Consider the following 19,312-nt stretch of genomic DNA (forward strand, 5'->3'; position numbering starts at 1 on the left):
ACAACACGTGGTATATTTAGATTAATCGATTAATTCTTTTTCTAAAAAGTAATGTACAATAGCTTCTTTCATCAATAGTGTTTGTTCGCCCGATTTTAAAGCTGGTAATGCTTCTTTCAGTGTATAATGAGGCCATCCTTCGGCATCGGTATAATCGTATTGATAGTACCCATAGGGTTCTAATAATCTACAAATGGCTATGTGCATTAAATTTACTTTTTCGTCTTTTTGGTACGAGGTTTTTATTTTGCCGTATTCTTGTACTCCTATAAGATAAATAATAGCATCAAGATCTAATGTTTCGCCGTCGGCAAATTTTTCTGATAGTATAGCAACCACATTTTGCCATCTTATTTTCAATTGTTCATCTCTAGACATGGTATTATTTTGGGTTTTGTATTTTTAGCATTTGCAAAGATACTAAGTAAACCAAGATATTCTCGGTATATTTGTGTTTCCAAAAAACAGAATCAATATGGGAGTAATAGATACAATACTTGGGGTAATGCTAGGCTATGGTGCTTACAAAGGTTTAAAAAACGGATTGTTTGTAGAGTTGGCCTCTGGCATTGCTTTTTTTGTAGGAATCTATATGGCTGTTACATGTTCTAAAACAGCAGCGCCCTATTTACAGCAACTTTTGGGTACCTCTACCAAAACAACGGCTATGTTTGCTTTTGTACTTATATTGGTTGCAGTAATTATAGGCATTCATTTTTTGGCCAAAAGTTTATCGGCACTTGCCAATGGGCTCGCTGTAGGTTGGCTTAATCGTTTGGGTGGTGCTCTTTTTGGAACCTTAAAAATGTGTTTAATGTTGGGTGTTGTATTAACTTTTTTTCAAAAAATAAACAGCAATAGTATTTTACTTTCGCAAAAAGAGCAAGAAGATTCTTTGTTTTTCTCGCCTATTGTTACCACATCAGATGCCTTATTGCCTGTGGTAAAAAATGTGTTTACCAATTTAAAAAATACAACTACAGCTAACTAAGTTGTTTTTCTAGCGTGTTTATTAAGCGTTCTGCCTCGTCGTAATCATAATGTATAGCTGTAGATGAAGCAGGGGCATAGCGCGCCATATCTGAGTTTTCCATTAATTTAATAAAACCACTTATAGCTGTATCATCTACTTTTTTGGCTTTTAATAATTCTCTAATCGTATCTTTACTCATTTCTGAAGTTTCTATGTTTAATTTAGCTTTCAAGAAATTGTGTAAGGCTTTTTCGAGAGCCACATAAAACACATCTTTATTGTCCAAATTGGCTTTGGCTTCTGTGAGGTAAATTTTAGATAATCTTTCAGATACAACTGTTTTTGCCTCTTCCAATACCGGTTTTTGTTTTTTCTTTTTCAGCCATACAAATGCTATTACACCCAGTATAGGTACTGCTATTAAGCTATACCACCATGCAGAAGTTTTGGTTTCTTTGGGTTTTATTGTTGCAGTGTTTGCGGTGTTTGGTTTTGGGTTATTACCCGTAGGGGCAGGGCCATCGAGCACATCTATTTTTATTTCTTTTGATGATAAGGTTTTGTATGATTTTGTTTGGGTATCAAAATACGAAAACTGCACAGGTTTAATAGCATAATTTCCTTTGTATTGTGGTATTATAGTGTATTTGTCTATAATTTTTCCTGTCATACCACTTTCGTTGGTAACCACTTGTTCTTTATGTTCAGGGTCATATATTTCAAGCTCATCATCGGCTTTAGGTTTGGGTAAATTAAATAATTTTAAGTTTCCGTTACCCGAAACGATTAACTCGAGGTCTATAGGTTCTCCATTTTTTACAGAAGTTCGAGTAGGTGTCATCGAAAATTGAAAATTCCCTACAGCTCCTGCAAAATCAGCAGGTTTACCCGCCTCTGGTAAAGGTTTTATTTGTAAAGATTGTACTCCCGAAGAAACTCTTTTAGAATCTCGAATTCCTATAGGGTCGCCCCAAAAATCGGTTTTACCGGTTATTGTTTCATAATCTATTTGTAGTATTAAAGGATCAATTTGCAATAATCCAGCTTTTTGAGGATATAATACCACTTTTTTTAGTATAGTATACCGCATTTTATTCCCTTTGTAGCTTCCTTCGTAGCCTACAAAATTGGTAATTGGAAAATTTTGACTCCAAAAATTATTGTATTTGGGCACGCTTATTTCTCCAAAATCGTTGGTAATTCTTAAGTTATATCCAAAATACAATTTGTAGGTTATTGTAACAGGTTCATTTACATACGGAGAAGTATTAGAAATATCGGCTACCAAAAACAACCCAGAAGTATTGGTTTTGTTTGGTGTAATCGTATTTGGGTCTGGCGCATCATTACCATCAATTACATTGATTTTAATAGGTGCCGTTTTATAGATTTTTCCGTTATATTCTATAGCGGCTTGTTTTATGGTTGTTAAACCTTTTTTGTTGGGTTTTAGTACAAAAGAATAGGTTTTTGTATAACTGGCTTTACCATAAATAATTGAAGAACTTATCGATTGGCTCGGCCCAAATACTACGGTAAACCCAGATGCTTCAAAATTGGGTTCTTCAAAATTATCGCCATCAAAATTCATGATAAAATCTACCGAGAAGCGCTCGTTGTAGTGTACATTGTTTTTGCTAGACTCGGCATAAAACTGCATTTGAGACCAGCTTAGTTGGCCAACACAAAAGAGCAAGAATATAACTATTCGATTCATTTTCATTGTCGTTTCTTTTACAAATATTGTTACCAATCTTTATCTGTTTTTATAGGTTGTTTCATTTTTTTGCCATTTACTTTTTGCTGTACTTTTAGTTCTTCGTTGTTTACAGCATCGAGCAAATTGTCGTAGTCTTTTTTCTGTTTTGCTTGAGTAGGCTTTGGTAAATTGTTTTTTTCTTTTTTGGTTTCGTCTTGTTCTTGATTGTCTTTTTGGTTGTTTTTATCTTGATTTTTTTGTTGTTCTTTACTTTTGTTTTTGCCTTCGTTTTGGTCTTTGTTTTCGTTTTTATCTTTGTCTTTTGTTTGCGAATCTCTTTTTTGAGGAGCCACGTTTTTGTTAGCACCTTCTTTTTTAGGATCGTTTACCTGCGGAGGCATTTCTTTTTGTTTTTTATTGGCAAGTGCAAAATTGTAACGCGTTTGCTCATCATGAGGGTTGTTTCTTAAAGCAGATTTGTATGCTTCGGCAGCTTCAGAATACTTTTTTTGATTCATTAACGTATTGCCCAAATTATGGTATGCTTTGTATTTTTCTTCTTTGGTTTTTGCTTTTAGTATAGCGTTTGAAAAATACTTTTCGGCCTCTTGCATTTGATTTTGTTTGTATATACTATTGCCAAGGTTGTATTCGGTAACCGATTTTTCTTTTTGTTTTGCATTGGCAAATCTATAGTTAGCTTCGGCTTCATTATATTGTTGTTGGCTGTATTGTGTATCGGCTTTTTTTAGTTCTTTTTGTTGTGCTTGCATTACAAAACAAAAGAACAAACAACAATAGGTTCCAATTTTTAGTATATTATTGTTTTGCATGATACAAGTTTTTGTTTTTGGTTGTATGTATAAAAAAGTCCAAAAGTACTAGAAAAATAGCAAATCCTAAAAACCATTGAAACTGCGATTCAAAGCGTGAAATTTGCACCATAGTGTTTTCTGTTTTTTGGTACGAACCCACTTTTTGTTCTACATAATCTACTACTTGTTTCGTGTTGTTACCGTCAAGATAGTTTTCTTGTGTAGCTTGTGCAATAGCTTTAAGAACCTCGCTATTACGTTTGCTTACCACTACATTATTATCTTTATCTCTTTGCAAACTTACCACTTCGCCATTTTCATCACGGAACGGAATAGGCGCTCCTTTTTCGGTACCTAAGCCTACGGTTATTATTTTTATTTCATTTCCAACAACAGCTTTGGCAGCACTCTCGGCGTTGTCTGAGTGGTCTTCTCCATCAGATAATATAATCAATACTTTACTCGATTTTGATTTTTTGTTAAATGATTCCGAAGCCATTTCAATAGCTTGGTCTATAGAGGTGCCTTGCTCAGATATAATACTTGGATCTAGATTTTTTAAAAACATTTTGGCCACAGCATAATCGGTAGTAATAGGCAGCACCGGAAAAGCACTGCCAGAATAAGCAATAATACCAACCCTATCGCCTTGTAATTTGCTAATAATTTGCGAGGCAATTAGTTTTGCTCTTTCTAGCCTATTGGGTGCTACATCTTCTGCCAGCATACTTTTGGAAACATCAATGGCAAAAATAATATCAATGCCTTTGCTTTTTATTTTTTCGGTTTTTAACCCAGATTTTGGATTGGCTAGTGCTACAATTAAAAATGTTATGGTTAGTAAAAACAATACAAGTTTTACGATTTCTTTGGTGTTTGATTTTGAATGAGAAAGCAATGCAAACAGCGATTTATCGGCATACATAGCAGTTGCTTTTTGTTGCCATTTTTTCATATACCAAAAAAGTACCACCAAAATAGGGAACAACAGCAAGAGATATAAATAATTTTTTTCTTCTACTATCATTTTATACTATTCCTTTTAAAACTGTTTTTTTCAACACAAACCAAAGCAATAATAAGAGTAGGGCAGGTATAGCAAACCAGCGGTATTGTTCTATATAGCTTGTAGGTGTAAAGTCTTCTAGTTTGGTTTTTTCGAGCTTATTAATTTCGTTGTAAATCGATTCTAGTTTTTCGGTATTTACAGCTCTAAAGTATTTGCCGTTGGTTTTGTTGGCAATAACTTTAAGCAAATCTTCATCTATATTTACAGGAACTTTTTGGTACACAATTTCTCCCGTTATTGGGTTTTGGGTTGGATAATCGGCAAAGCCATTTGTACCAATACCAATAGTATATACTTTTATGCCGTTTTCGTTGGCGATTTCGGCTGCGGTTTCAGGTTCTATAAAACCTGTAGTATTTTCTCCATCGGTAAGTAAAATAATTACTTTGCTTTTGGCTGTACTTTTTACAAGTCTGTTTACAGCGGTAGTAAGCCCCATGCCTATAGCAGTCCCATCATCAACAATTCTATCAAAATTAAGAGCATGTATTGCCTCGCCGAGCATTTTTTTATCAGATGTAAGCGGAACTCTTGTAAATGCTTCTCCGGCATAAACTACAAGCCCTATACGGTCATTTTCACGTTCTGCTACAAATTTTTCGGCTACTTTTTTTAGTGCTTCCAAACGGTTGGGTTGCAAATCGGCAGCCATCATACTTGTCGATACATCTACAGCCATAACAATATCGATACCTTCTACATCTTGAGCATCAATACTTCTCGGACGTGCTAACGCTATACTAAGCAGTGCCAAAGCTACTAGAGGCAACCAATACATATTTTTGTAGAGCTGTGTACGCCAAGTATTTTTTTTGCTAATTCCAGATACCGAGCTTACACGTAGTGTGGCCTTTTGTGTCAGTTGTTTTTTTGAATGCCAGTACGCCAATAGTGGAATAAGCAACAGCAAGCCTAAAAAGTACGGATGTAAAAACGAAAACCCTCCCATTATTGTATTACGTTTAAAGGTTCGATAGAATTTTCAATACGAGTAACCATTTTTTTGGCATAGTCGTCGTTATCTTTATAGGTAATCAATACAGCTTGCAAACCACCATATTGGGTAAATAATAAGATTTGGTATTGTAGTTTTTCGGGTTCTTTACTTAGGGCGTTGGCTACCGTCATAGAACCATAGGCTTTCAATCCTTTTGACCCCAATTGTGTATCATACGATTCTGATTTTACTATAATATTACGAGCTCCTTCTTTTTCATAATCTTTTATTATTCCTTCTGCCAAAGATTCTAAATTTACATTGGAAGGCGCTTCAAATTTTTGTGTACTAAGTACAATATAAAAATCGCTGAGCAAACTTCCGTATACAAATTTTTGTAAAGCAGGTATTTTACTTTGTTTGTTTTGGGGTTGTTGTGCCACCCGTTTTAATACTTTTGGGGTTTCTATTTTTAATGCCGGATTTCCATATTCACTATACACCCATTCGCCCTCTGCCAGTTCTTTGGTAGGATGCCCGAGTATGTTGTCTTTTAAACTTATCAATACTTCACTAAATACAAATCCAAGTAGTAAAAGAAGCAAAGCTACTGCTGTAACTATTATTTTTGTTTTTTGTTTTTTCTTTTTAGCAAGTAAAGCTTTTTGTTCGGCAAGTAGTTTCGCTTCTTCTTGTGCAGAAGCTAATTTTTCTTTTGGTATGGCTTCATAAATATGCGAAACAGTTTGTGTTATGGTGGTTTTGTCGCTTAAAATTTCATGAGCATCGGGTTTCGATTTGGCAAACTTAACCAAATCAGCTTTTCTAAGTACTTTTTCCAAATCGGTTAGAGTTTGTGTACTTAGTATTACTTTTTTTTCATCGGCAGCTATTTGCAAAGCAACCAATAGTTCGCTGGTAGTACTTTCCATCGCTGGAATACGTAGTTCGTTTTCAATATAGCGTCGGGCAATATCGGTAAGTTCCGAATAGTATTTTTTTACATCATGGCTGTGGCCTCCGTCCAAAATACTCAGTTCTGCCATAGCTCTTTCTAGTGGCGAGCGTTTATCTACAATTGGTGTAGTTTGATTGTTTTGCGGTTTTTTGTTTACAAAATAGTAAACAAGATAACCTATTACGCCTACAAATACAACACCCAAAAAGTACCACCACCAAGATGTTTTACTTTCGGTTTTGGTAATTTGCTTTATGTCGTACATTTTTTGTTTTAGGGTATCAACCTTTACATCTACTACCTCTAGGTTTATAGTGTCTGTATAATATTTTTTTTGATTTATACTAACGGGTAGTTTGGGTATGGTATATTTACCTGCGTCAAATTGAGTTATACCATATCGTTTGCTCAATTCTATTTTATTTCCCTTTTCTACCGTATCGGTTTTGTAGTTTTCAAGCACTTCCAATAATCCAAAATTGGAATCTTTTGGAAAAATTACTTTATCTTTTGAGCCAACAATAGCTTTTAGTGTAATATAAAATTCTGATCCTATTTTCTTTTTGGTAGAATCGATACTCGTAGAAACCAATTGGCAATACCCCCATTGGTATACCATACAACACACAAGTAGATACAATTTCAACTTCATTTACTCTCTAGCTTTAAAATATCCTAATAATTTGGTTACATAACTTTCGTCTACACGAGTGTGTACTAAGCCTGCACCACTTTTGGCAAACACCTCTTTACATTGTGCGAGTTGGTGTTTGTAATGGTTTTCAAAATAGGCTCTCACATTGGCATCGTTGGTATCGGCAAGCACTATATTGCCTGTTTCTGCATCTTGTAGCGGTATAATACCTACATTGGGTATTTTTTCTTCGTGAGGATCAAAAACACGAATAGCTGTTACATCGTGTTTTTTGGTAGCCATTTTCAATGGTTTTTCATAATCGTCTTGTGTAATAAAATCGGAGATTAAAAATACAATGGCTCTTTTTTTCTGAACATTTGTCAAATAGGCTAAAGCTTGAGATAGGTTTGTTCCTTTGCTTTTGGGCTGAAACTCGATAAGCTCTCTAATGATGCGCAATACGTGCGATTTTCCTTTTTTGGGAGGAATAAATAGTTCTACGTGATCTGAAAATAAAATAAGACCAATTTTATCGTTGTTTTGCGTAGCAGAAAAAGCCATAGTAGCGGCAATTTCCGTTACTATTTCACTTTTTAATTGGTTTTTGGTACCAAAATGTTCAGAGCCCGAAACGTCTACCATAAGCATCATGGTAAGTTCACGTTCTTCTTCAAATACTTTTACATAGGGTTCGTTGTAGCGTGCCGTAACATTCCAATCTATAGCACGAACATCATCGCCATACTGGTATTGGCGCACTTCCGAAAAAGTCATTCCCCTACCTTTGAAAGAGGTGTGGTATTCTCCCGAAAAAATATGATCGCTTAACCGTTTGGTTTTGATTTCTATTTTGCGAACTTTTTTTAATAAGTCTTTGGTTTCCATTTTATTAGCTTTAAGCTATTAGCATTAAGCCATTAGCCATCAGTATTTAGCTGATTGCTGACAGCTGACAGCTAAAAGCTAATTAAGGTACTTCTACCTCGTTTACTATTTTGTTTATTATATCTACAGAGGTCATGTTTTCGGCTTCGGCTTCGTAGGTAATGCCTATTCTATGGCGCAATACATCGTGAACTACTGCACGTACATCTTCGGGTATTACATAGCCACGACGTTTAATAAACGCATGACATTTGGCTGCCGTAGCCAAGTTTATACTACCACGAGGAGATGAACCAAAAGCGATATAAGGTTTTAAGTTTTCCAATCGGTATTTTTCGGGATATCGGGTAGCAAAAATTAAATCGAGTATATATTTTTCAATTTTTTCGTCCATATATACTTCTTTTACAGCCTCTTGAGCTCTTAGAATTTGTTCTACAGATACAACTGCATTTACCGCAGTAGTAGTACCCATAAGATTTTGACGAATTACCAAACGCTCTTCATCCATTTTAGGATAATCAATTACTGTTTTGAGCATAAAACGGTCTACTTGAGCTTCGGGTAACGGGTAGGTACCTTCTTGCTCTATAGGGTTTTGTGTAGCCAGTACCAAAAAAGGTTTTTCGAGCTTAAAGGTAGTATCGCCTATCGTTACTTGTTTTTCTTGCATGGCTTCAAGCAAAGCCGATTGTACTTTGGCAGGAGCTCTATTAATTTCGTCTGCTAGTACAAAATTGGCAAAAACAGGGCCTTTTTTTATAGAAAATTCGTTTTGCTTTATGTTGTATATCATGGTACCTACTACATCTGCAGGCAATAAATCGGGGGTAAATTGTATACGGCTAAAACTGCCTTGTATGGCTTTTGAAAGCGTATTAATGGCCAAAGTTTTTGCCAAGCCTGGAACCCCTTCTAGTAAAATATGACCTTGACCAAGCAAGCCAATAAGCAATCGTTCTACCATGTGTTTTTGACCCACAATTACTTTGTTCATTTCCAAAGTAAGAAGGTCTATAAAAGCACTTTCTCTTTCTATTTTTTCATTAATGGCTCTAATGTCCAAAGTGGTATGTTCTGATTCCATAATGCACGAAATTATGTTCTAAATTTTAACATTTCAAAATTGAAAATTAAAAACCAATGCCAATGTTAATAATCAGTTAAAACTTATATATACAGTGCTACTTTAAGTATCCTTTAGCATTTTGTTTACAATAGATTAAGGGTTTTTAAAAATAAAATAAGATTAAGCAAGAAAAAATCATTATTACGATCTTGTTTTTATAAAACAAAAATTAGCATAAAAAACTATTTTTGATAATAAAATTTTATGAAATACATATCTTAGCTCTTTTAATTTTATAAAAATAATGATACGAAAAGCCCAACCACAAGATATGGTACAAGTATTACAATTAATACAAGAACTTGCTGTTTTTGAAAAAGAGCCTCATGCAGTAGAGATAACGGTAGAAGATTTATTGCGTGATGGGTTTAGTAATCCGCCGTTATTTAATTGCTATGTAGCAGAGGTAGAAAACACAATAGTAGGTATGGCATTGTATTACTTTCGTTATTCTACTTGGAAAGGCAAAACCATACACCTTGAAGATCTTATTGTTAAGCACGACTACAGAGGTGCAGGAATAGGCTATAAGTTGTACAAAAAAATAATCGAACAAGCTAAAATAGAAAAGGTAAAGCGTATAGAATGGGCCGTACTCGAATGGAATACACCAGCCATTACATTTTATAAAAAAACAGGAGCTACCATTTTTACAGATTGGCGCATTGCCCAAATGGATGAAGCCACAATAAATAAGTTTTTAGAAAACACGAGAGATAAATTAGATTAAAACAAAAAGAATATTTATACAAAACACAAGATTTACTAGTTTTGCAGTATAATTTTTTACAGTAAAAAATAAATGAAAGTTTACAAATTTGGGGGTGCATCGGTAAAAGATGCAAAAGGAGTACAAAACGTGCTTCACGTATTACAAACCGTAGGATATACAGATACCTTGTTGGTTATATCGGCTATGGGAAAAACAACCAACGCTTTGGAGATGGTTATTAAGCATTATTTTGAAAAATCAAACGAGCTTAATGCCTCTTTACTTGAAGTCAAGAAATACCACTACCAAATACTAGATGAACTTTTTAACAACGAGGAACATGAAGTTTATTTTGATGTAAACAATCATTTTGCCGATTTGGAATATTTTATTCGTAGCAATAAATCGCCCAACTACAATTTTGTGTACGACCAAATAGTAAGTTATGGCGAAATTATATCAACAACCATTGTGAGCCATTATTTTAAGGCACAAGGGCTTACAAACAACTGGCTCGATGTACGCAATTTTGTAAAAACAGATACTACTTATCGAGACGCTGTAGTAGATTGGAATACAACACAAGAGCTTATTACAAAAGGAGTAAATCGCAATGCTCTTAATATTACTCAAGGTTTTTTAGGTTCAGATCCGAATAGTTTTACCACAACTTTGGGTAGAGAAGGCTCAGACTATACCGCTGCTATATTTGCTTATTGTCTAGATGCTGAAAGTGTTACTATATGGAAAGATGTTCCTGGAGTTCTCAATGCCGACCCGCGTTATTTTGAAAATGCTACACTGCTACATCAAATATCGTATAGAGAAGCTATAGAACTTGCCTTTTATGGTGCTACTGTAATTCACCCAAAAACATTACAGCCACTGCAAAAAAAAGAAATACCCTTGTATGTAAAATCGTTTGTAAACCCTATGTTGGCTGGTACAAGCGTGTCTAAAGGAGCCGATTTGGAACCTCAAACCTCGTGTTTTATTGTAAAGAAAAATCAGTTGTTGCTTTCGTTATCTTCTCTAGATTTTTCGTTTATTATGGAAGAAAATATCAGCGAAATTTTTGCATTACTACATCAGTTTAAAATAAAAGTAAGTTTAATACAAAATACAGCCATTAGTTTTTCTATTTGTATTGAAGATAAGTTTACTAATTTTGAAGCCTTAAAAACAATATTGTCTCAAAAGTTTAGTGTATCGTACAACGAAAACGTGTCGCTCTATACCATTCGTCATTTTGATAAAGCAGCTTCTGAATTGGTAGAAAAAGATAAAACAGTTTTAGTAAAACAAATTTCTAGAGAAACACTTCAATTGGTTACCAAAGAGTAAAACGTTTTAAAATTTGTACCATTCCATTTTTTGGGTATTAAATACTACTTTTGACTTTTAGGAGTTATATAGTCATGATAAAAAAAGTAGTACAGATAATTTTTATGCTTTTGTGTTGGCATACCTATGCCCAACAAGAGCCTACTGTTACTACCAAAAAGATGGCTGTTGCTCAAGATACACTCATTATTTATACAACCAGTATCCCTACCGAAAAATTTGAATTGACAGACAAAAAAGGGCTTGCAATAGACAGTTTATTGTATAAGGTAGATTTTAAAAAAGGAATATTGGTTTGGAAACAACGTCCAAAAAATATAGATACTATACTAGTAAAACATAGCGTTTATCCAACATTTGTTACCAAAACATATACTAAGTTTGAAAACGCCATTGTAGTACCCAATGGCAAAGGCACTTTGTATAGCCTAGACACACCTAAACCTAATACTTTTAAACCGTTTGACGGGCTCAACACTTCGGGTAGTATTACTCGTGGGGTTACGGTGGGGAACAATCAAAATGCAACGGTAAATTCAAATCTTGATTTACAAATAACAGGTAAAATTTCAGACAAAGTAGGCATTAGAGCCTCAATACAAGATAGCAACATACCTTTGCAAAACAACGGTTACTCCCAAAAAATAGATGAGTTTGACCAAATATTTATAGAGTTATTTTCTGATAAATGGAACATAAGAGCAGGTGATTTGTTTCTCGAAAACAGAAAAAGTCGTTTTATGAATTTTAACAAAAAAGTACAAGGACTTTCTACCAAAGTAACGCTAGGAACTCCAGATAAAAGCACCGAAATATACGCATCGGGGGCTGTAGTGCGAGGTCAATATGCCAAGAGTAGTTTTACGGGGCAAGAAGGCAACCAAGGGCCATACAAACTCAAAGGAAATAATGGAGAATTGTATGTGCTTGTTATTTCTGGTTCAGAACAAGTTTATGTAAACGGAATAGTACTTAAACGCGGAGAAAACAATGATTATGTAATAGATTACAACGCAGGAGAAATAAAATTCACATCGTTATTTCCTATTAATTCAGAAATGCGTATTGTGGTAGAATATCAATATTCTGATAGAAATTTCACCCGATTTGTATCGTATGGTGGAACAATATATAAACAAAAAAAATGGAGTGTAGGTGGTTATTGGTACAATGAAAACGATGTAAAAAACCAACCTCTGCAGCAAAATTTAAGTCAAGAGCAAATAGCTATTTTACAAAATGCGGGTGATAATCCTAATAGTATGTTTGCCCTATCTGCATACCAAGACACCTATTCTGAAAATAAAATATTGTATAAAAAACACACAATAGGGAGTACCATAATTTATGAATTTTCTACCGATGCCACACAAACACTGTACAACGTACGTTTTACATGGGTTGGTAATAATATGGGCAATTATATAGTAAGTAATACATCGGCTATAGGAAAAATTTACCAATATGTTGCCCCTATAGCAGGAATACCACAAGGAAATTATGAGCCAACCATAAAACTTATTGCGCCAACCAAACTACAAATAGCAACGGTAACATCTAAAATAAATCTTGGTGAAAAAACAGACATAGATTTTGAATTGGGAGTAAGTAATAACGATTTAAACCTATATTCAACATTAGATGATGCCAACAACAAAGGCTTAGCAGGAGTGCTACAAGCAAAACAACGATTGTTTACCGGGAAATACAATTGGAACACCTTTGCTACGGTACAATTTGTACAAAAAAACTTTAAAACTATAGAACGATTATATGCTATAGAATTTAATAGAGATTGGAATGTTGCTGCATTTACAGGCAATCAAAGCCTTATAAAAACAGGATTGCAATTAGATTTAAAAGAAAAAGGAAACGTAAATTATCAAGTTGAATCGTTGGCAGACTCTGGTTCATTTTCCGGAATTAAGCATACAATAACAGCGCATGTAACCAGCTCAAAGTGGTTGGTACAAAGCGATAATAGTTACTTAAATAGTCGTTCTGAAACTAATAAAAGTTCTTTTTTGCGAACACGAACCAAAGTAAATTATCATTTTTATAAAAATTGGACTGGAGCGACATACAAAACAGAAAACAATAAATTAATTTTAAATACAACAAACGAAATTCTTCAACCCTCTCAACGGTTTTCAGAATTAGGCACGCATTTAGGAAGAGGCGATAGCACGAAAGTTTTTGTAGAAACAGGCTATAAATATAGAGTAAACGATAGTTTGCAGATGGGTATACTAAAAAGAGTAAATACATCGCACAACGGTTATATAAAATCAAAATTAATACAAAATCAAAAAACCAATTTGTCAGCCTATATAAACTATAGAACGCTTTATTACCCGCAAAACAGCAAGCCTACAGAACCTTCATTAAACTCAAGAATTTTATACAACGATACTTTTTTTAATCAAAAAATACAAATTTCCACATCCTACGAAAACCAATCGGGGAGTATAGCCCAACAAGAGTTTACTTATATTGAGGTGCCTCCGTCACAAGGTGTTTATATGTGGAACGATTACAACAACAACGGTATTCAAGAGTTGCAAGAATTTGAAGTAGCTCCGTTTCCCGATTTGGCAAAATATGTGCGTATATTTCTACCAAATCAAGTTTTTATCAAAACCCATCAAAACAAGTTTTCTCAAGCATTGGTGTGCAATCCGGCAGGTTGGAATACCAGCAATGGGGTAAAAAAGTTTTTATCTCATTTTTACAATCAAACCAATTTTTCGTTAGACAGAAAAATAAAAAAGCAACAAGATAATTTCGATTTGAATCCTTTTTCTACAGCTACCGAAAATTTATTAGGTTTAAATACCAGTTTTAGAAACAGTTTGTTTTACAACAAAGGAAAACAACACCACACAACAACCTACACTTATACCAACAATCATATAAAATCGTTGCTAAATAGTGGCTCATTAGAAAATAATTTAAAATCACACCAATTGCAATATGTGCACCTTATTCAAAAAACATGGCAACTGAGTAGCCTATTTGTATACTCAAACACATTGAGTTTTTCCGACACCTATGCCTCTAGAAATTACGAAGTAAAAAATTACGGTTTAGAACCCAAAGTGTCCTATTTATTTTCCAATAATGCTTCGGTATCGTGTTTTTACAGCTTCAAAAACAAACAAAATAGTTTAGGCAACTTAGAGACTTTACAACAAAACCAATGGGGTGTAACTTGTAATTATTTAAGCGAAAAACAATTTACATTAAATGCCGAATACGCATTTTACACCAACAAATTTTCTGGCAATGCGCTTTCTCCAGTAGGGTTTACTATGCTCGAAGGGTTACAGTCGGGCAAAAATGCTACTTGGCGTTTATTGTTGCAAAAAAAACTCACACAATACTTAGATATCAACATTAATTATCTAGGCAGAAAATCAGAAAATTCAACAGCTATTCATACAGGAACTATTCAGCTAAGAGCTTATTTTTAAGTAAAATAAATTCTACAAAATAAATAATGGAATACTATTTGCGTAAAAAATAAATCAGTAAATTTAACATCTAAAATAAAATTTTAAAATCATGAAAAAACTTATTGCACTTGCATTGATATTTATGTTTTCAAACACCATCTTTGCACAAGAAACTGCCGAAAAAAAGGCTAAAAAAACAAAAGCTAGAACCGAAAAAGTAGTTAAAGAAAAAAAAGAAAAGGCTGAAAAAGTTAAAGAAGAAAAAACAAAAGCCAAAAAAGAAGCCGAAGATAAAGCTAAAGACGTAGAGAAAAAAGCAAAAGCTAAAAAAGAAAAAGCTACAAAAGATGCCGAAGAAAAAGCACCAAGACTAAAAAAAGACGGAACGGTAGACAAACGTTTTAAAAACGGTGAGGCTAAGGCGAAAGAAAGCAGCGCTTCTGCAACAGGAAAAGCAAAATCTGCAGAAGGTAAAGCAAAAGCCGAAGTAAATAAAACCAAAGCAAAAGTTAAAAAAACAGCTGCCGAAGAAAAAGAAGACATGAAAGAAACTGCAGCCTCAAAAGCAGCAGAAAAAAAGGTAGCCGATAAAGCAACAGGTACTTACAAAGGTAAAAAAGTATTTACAGGACCAAGAGGTGGAAAATACTACATCAATAAAAACGGAAACAAAACCTATATTGATAGAGACGCCGAAGAATAATTAAGCGAAATTAATTACAAAAAACCAAAACAGATTCTAATGTATTTTAGAATCTGTTTTTTTTGTTTCAGCACCATGTAAAATTACGTACGAAAACTTTTCGAAAACTTTTTGAGCAACCATTCAAAACACCTTATAAAACAAGGACTTTGGCAGTTTTTGGTAGTATTTATTGTTTTTTAAAAACCTAAAAACCAAACAATTACAAAACAAACCAGAGATCGTTTAGAAATAACATATTGTTAAAAACTCATGCGATTTGTGAATAAGTTTGGCTTTCATTTTTCATTTCAAATACCAATCTTTGTAGAGCTAAAAGTAACATAATAATAACTACAAAATTCCCTAAAAATGTCTTTTATAGAACCCATCCTACAGGAAAACAAAGACCGATTTGTTATATTCCCAATCAAGCACCATGATATTTGGGAATGGTATAAAAAACAAGAAGCCTGTATTTGGACAGCCGAAGAAATTGACTTACACCAAGATCTTCACGACTGGAATAACAAGTTAAACGACGAGGAACGTTATTTTATCAAACATATTTTGGCATTTTTTGCCGCTTCAGACGGTATTGTTAATGAAAACCTAGCCGAAAATTTTGTTTCCGAAGTGCAATATCCAGAAGCAAAATTTTTCTATGGATTTCAACTCATGATGGAAAATATCCACAGCGAAACCTATTCGTTGCTTATAGATACTTATGTAAAAGATGAAGCCGAAAAAAATCAGCTTTTCCACGCCATAGAAGTTTTTCCTGCTATTAAAGAAAAAGCCGATTGGGCTTTAAAATGGATACAATCGCCAAGCTTTGCAGAACGACTTATTGCCTTTGCAGCAGTAGAAGGCATATTCTTTTCAGGGTCTTTCTGCTCAATTTATTGGCTCAAAAAAAGAGGTTTAATGCCAGGTCTTACCTTTTCCAACGAACTTATTTCAAGAGACGAAGGTATGCACTGCGACTTTGCCGTACATTTACACAACCACCATTTGGTAAACAAAGTTTCACCTCAAAGAATTACAGAAATCATTACCAATGCACTCGATATAGAGCGTAAATTTATTACAGAATCTCTACCTGTAAGCCTTATAGGCATGAATGCTACCCTTATGACGCAGTATTTAGAATTTGTTACCGATAGGCTTTTGGTAGAATTAGGGTGCAATAAAGTATACAACGTAACCAATCCGTTCGACTTTATGGATATGATTTCGCTACAAGGAAAAACCAATTTCTTTGAAAAAAGAGTAGGCGAGTACCAAAAAGCAGGCGTAATGAACAACGATTCGCAAGCCAGTAAAATAAGTTTCGACGCCGATTTTTAACCTACTACAACAAGATACAGTAGCGAATGGTTTGAGCCCCAACAAATGCCTTATTCCTGCTGTACGTTTCAATCTTTTAAACTATTGTACAACAATAGTTTAAAAGGATTTGCACTTCCATCAGGGCTAGGAAGTAAACCATAGCCCTAAAAAATCAGTACAAATACACCAAAACAAATAAGGGATTATTTGTTTTATAACCCAAAAATTAACGCTTATGTATGTAGTAAAAAGAGACGGGCACAAAGAACCCGTAATGTTCGACAAAATTACCGATAGAATCAAAAAATTATGTTACGGGCTCAACGATTTAGTCGATGCAGTAAAAGTAGCCATGAGAGTTATAGAAGGGTTGTATGATGGTGTAACGACTTCAGAACTAGACAACCTTGCCGCAGAAACCGCAGCAGCCATGACGGTAACCCACCCAGATTACGCCCTATTGGCCGCTAGAATAGCCATATCCAACTTACATAAAAATACCAAAAAATCGTTCTCCGAAACCATGAACGATATGTATCACTATGTAAACCCAAGAACCAATCAAGAAGCGCCTCTTATATCCCAAGAAGTACATCAAGTTATTATGGCAAATGCCGAATTTTTAGATTCGCACGTTATATACAACCGAGATTTTAACTACGATTACTTCGGGTTTAAAACCTTAGAACGTTCGTATTTATTAAAAATAAATGGAAAAATAGTAGAAAGACCACAACACATGCTTATGCGTGTAGCTGTTGGTATTCATTTAGACGATTTAACATCGGTAATAGAAACCTACGACCTTATGTCAAAAAAATTCTTTACCCATGCCACTCCTACACTATTTAATGCAGGAACACCAAAACCTCAAATGTCGTCTTGTTTTTTATTAACCATGAAAGACGATAGCATAGACGGAATTTACGATACCCTAAAACAAACCGCCAAAATATCACAATCTGCGGGAGGTATAGGGCTTTCTATACACAATGTTCGAGCAACAGGCTCTTACATTCGCGGAACCAATGGTACCTCAAACGGTATTGTGCCTATGCTTAGAGTATTTAACGATACTGCTCGCTATGTAGACCAAGGAGGCGGAAAAAGAAAAGGAAGTTTTGCGGTATATATAGAAACGTGGCATGCAGATATTTTTGACTTTTTAGACCTTAAAAAAAATACAGGAAAAGAAGAAATGCGCGCGCGCGACCTTTTCTACGCTATGTGGATTTCAGATTTGTTTATGAAGCGTGTAGAAGAAGATGCCAACTGGACATTAATGTGTCCTAATGAGTGCCCAGGTTTATACGATGTATATGGCGAAGAATTTGAAGCATTATATGCCTCTTACGAGCAATCAGGAAAAGGTAGAAAAACAATAAAAGCTAGAGAATTATGGGAAAAAATACTCGAATCTCAAATAGAAACAGGTACTCCATACATGCTCTATAAAGATGCTGCCAACAGAAAATCAAACCAAAAAAATTTAGGTACTATACGTTCGTCAAACCTATGTACCGAGATTATGGAGTACACCTCCGAAGATGAAATAGCGGTATGTAACTTAGCATCTATTTCCTTACCTATGTTTATCGAAAACAACACATTCAATCACGAATTGTTGTACAATGTAACCAAGCGAGTAACAAGAAACCTAAACAAAGTAATCGACAGAAACTATTATCCTGTAAAAGAAGCCGAAAATTCCAATATGCGTCATAGACCCGTAGGATTAGGCGTTCAAGGTTTGGCAGATGCTTTTATTATGTTAAGAATGCCTTTTACGAGCGATGAGGCTAAAAAACTTAACCAAGAAATTTTCGAAACCATTTATTTTGCAGCCGTTACTGCATCTATGGAAATGGCAAAAGAAGAAGGCCCATATAGCACCTTTGATGGTTCTCCTATTTCAAAAGGAGAGTTTCAATACAACCTATGGGGGCTTAAAGATGAAGACTTATCAGGCAGATGGGATTGGGCATCATTAAGAAAAGAAGTAGTGCAACATGGAGTGCGCAATTCATTACTTATGGCGCCAATGCCTACAGCATCAACCTCGCAAATATTAGGAAACAACGAAGCTTTTGAACCTTATACCTCAAATATTTACACCCGCAGAGTGCTTTCGGGCGAATTTATTGTAGTAAACAAGCATTTACTTCACGACTTAGTTCACAGAGGGCTTTGGAATGAAAGTCTAAAACAAGAAATTATGCGAAATAATGGCTCTATTCAAAACATTGAGTCAATTCCGCAAGATTTAAAAGAACTTTACAAAACCGTATGGGAAATGTCTATGAAAGATATTATAGATATGAGCCGTCAAAGAGGTTATTTTATAGATCAATCACAATCGCTCAACTTGTTTATGCAAGATGCCAATTATGCAAAACTTACTTCTATGCACTTTTATGCTTGGAAAAGCGGTTTGAAAACAGGTATGTATTATTTAAGAACAAAAGCAGCGGTAGACGCTATTAAATTCACATTAAATAATGAAAAAAAGGCTGAGCCTATTGCTGTTGCCGAGCCCAAAGCTGTAGAGGTGTTAGTGCCCAATGAAACGGGCGAAATGACCGCAGAAGATTTTAGAGCCATGATTGAACAAGCCCGCAATGCAGGCCCAGATGAATGTGAAATGTGTGGTTCTTAATCTTATCTTTTTAAAAATACAACGCAAAG

Annotated in this window: 15 protein-coding genes; 7 read left to right on the plus strand and 8 right to left on the minus strand. The window is 34.6% G+C overall.

Annotated elements, in window-relative coordinates:
* Positions 1-21: 21 nt before the first annotated feature.
* Positions 22-378 (minus strand): hypothetical protein, encoded by a 357-nt coding sequence (locus Q361_RS01370; RefSeq protein ID WP_103724912.1) that lies wholly within the window; start codon positions 376-378, stop codon positions 22-24.
* A gap of 97 nt (positions 379-475) precedes the next feature.
* On the opposite strand from Q361_RS01370, the gene Q361_RS01375 reads away from it, so the two are divergent.
* Positions 476-991: a CvpA family protein gene (locus tag Q361_RS01375; protein WP_103724913.1), complete on the plus strand. Its 516-nt coding sequence runs from the start codon at positions 476-478 to the stop codon at positions 989-991.
* Here the strand turns inward: Q361_RS01375 and Q361_RS01380 are convergent.
* The 7 genes from Q361_RS01380 to Q361_RS01410 form a co-directional block, all read right to left on the minus strand.
* Complete coding sequence (locus Q361_RS01380; protein ID WP_103724951.1) at positions 984-2,690, minus strand: BatD family protein; 1,707 nt, start codon at positions 2,688-2,690, stop codon at positions 984-986. The genes Q361_RS01375 and Q361_RS01380 overlap by 8 nt on opposite strands.
* A 29-nt stretch (positions 2,691-2,719) precedes the next feature.
* Positions 2,720-3,505, minus strand: a complete 786-nt coding sequence (locus tag Q361_RS01385; protein WP_103724914.1) for a tetratricopeptide repeat protein — start codon at positions 3,503-3,505, stop codon at positions 2,720-2,722.
* Positions 3,492-4,514, minus strand: a complete 1,023-nt coding sequence (locus Q361_RS01390; RefSeq protein WP_103724915.1) for a VWA domain-containing protein — start codon at positions 4,512-4,514, stop codon at positions 3,492-3,494. Before Q361_RS01390 ends, Q361_RS01385 begins: the two co-directional genes overlap by 14 nt.
* 1 nt (position 4,515) lies before the next feature.
* Positions 4,516-5,505, minus strand: coding sequence for a vWA domain-containing protein (locus Q361_RS01395; protein WP_103724916.1), 990 nt, complete (start codon positions 5,503-5,505; stop codon positions 4,516-4,518).
* Positions 5,505-7,103, minus strand: coding sequence for a BatD family protein (locus Q361_RS01400; RefSeq protein WP_146046963.1), 1,599 nt, complete (start codon positions 7,101-7,103; stop codon positions 5,505-5,507). Before Q361_RS01400 ends, Q361_RS01395 begins: the two co-directional genes overlap by 1 nt.
* Positions 7,104-7,973, minus strand: coding sequence for a DUF58 domain-containing protein (locus tag Q361_RS01405; protein ID WP_103724918.1), 870 nt, complete (start codon positions 7,971-7,973; stop codon positions 7,104-7,106).
* 82 nt (positions 7,974-8,055) lie between these two features.
* The gene (locus Q361_RS01410; protein ID WP_103724919.1) at positions 8,056-9,060 is read right to left on the minus strand and encodes an AAA family ATPase; all 1,005 of its coding nucleotides are present in this window, start codon (positions 9,058-9,060) and stop codon (positions 8,056-8,058) included.
* A gap of 283 nt (positions 9,061-9,343) precedes the next feature.
* On the opposite strand from Q361_RS01410, the gene Q361_RS01415 reads away from it, so the two are divergent.
* The 6 genes from Q361_RS01415 (at position 9,344) to Q361_RS01440 (ending at position 19,283) form a co-directional block, all read left to right on the plus strand.
* On the plus strand, positions 9,344-9,832 hold the full coding sequence (locus tag Q361_RS01415) for a GNAT family N-acetyltransferase (RefSeq protein ID WP_103724920.1): 489 nt from the start codon (positions 9,344-9,346) through the stop codon (positions 9,830-9,832).
* 72 nt (positions 9,833-9,904) lie between these two features.
* Positions 9,905-11,158, plus strand: coding sequence for an aspartate kinase (locus Q361_RS01420; RefSeq protein ID WP_103724921.1), 1,254 nt, complete (start codon positions 9,905-9,907; stop codon positions 11,156-11,158).
* 74 nt (positions 11,159-11,232) lie between these two features.
* Complete coding sequence (locus Q361_RS01425; RefSeq protein WP_103724922.1) at positions 11,233-14,631, plus strand: hypothetical protein; 3,399 nt, start codon at positions 11,233-11,235, stop codon at positions 14,629-14,631.
* 91 nt (positions 14,632-14,722) lie between these two features.
* Positions 14,723-15,316: a hypothetical protein gene (locus Q361_RS13695; protein ID WP_169929240.1), complete on the plus strand. Its 594-nt coding sequence runs from the start codon at positions 14,723-14,725 to the stop codon at positions 15,314-15,316.
* Positions 15,317-15,667: 351 nt separating this feature from the next.
* Positions 15,668-16,645, plus strand: coding sequence for a ribonucleotide-diphosphate reductase subunit beta (locus Q361_RS01435; protein WP_103724923.1), 978 nt, complete (start codon positions 15,668-15,670; stop codon positions 16,643-16,645).
* Positions 16,646-16,862: 217 nt separating this feature from the next.
* Positions 16,863-19,283 (plus strand): ribonucleoside-diphosphate reductase subunit alpha, encoded by a 2,421-nt coding sequence (locus Q361_RS01440; protein ID WP_103724924.1) that lies wholly within the window; start codon positions 16,863-16,865, stop codon positions 19,281-19,283.
* Positions 19,284-19,312: the final 29 nt, after the last annotated feature.

It is taken from the genome of Flavobacterium croceum DSM 17960 (assembly GCF_002917885.1).
Lineage (GTDB): Bacteria > Bacteroidota > Bacteroidia > Flavobacteriales > Flavobacteriaceae > Flavobacterium > Flavobacterium croceum.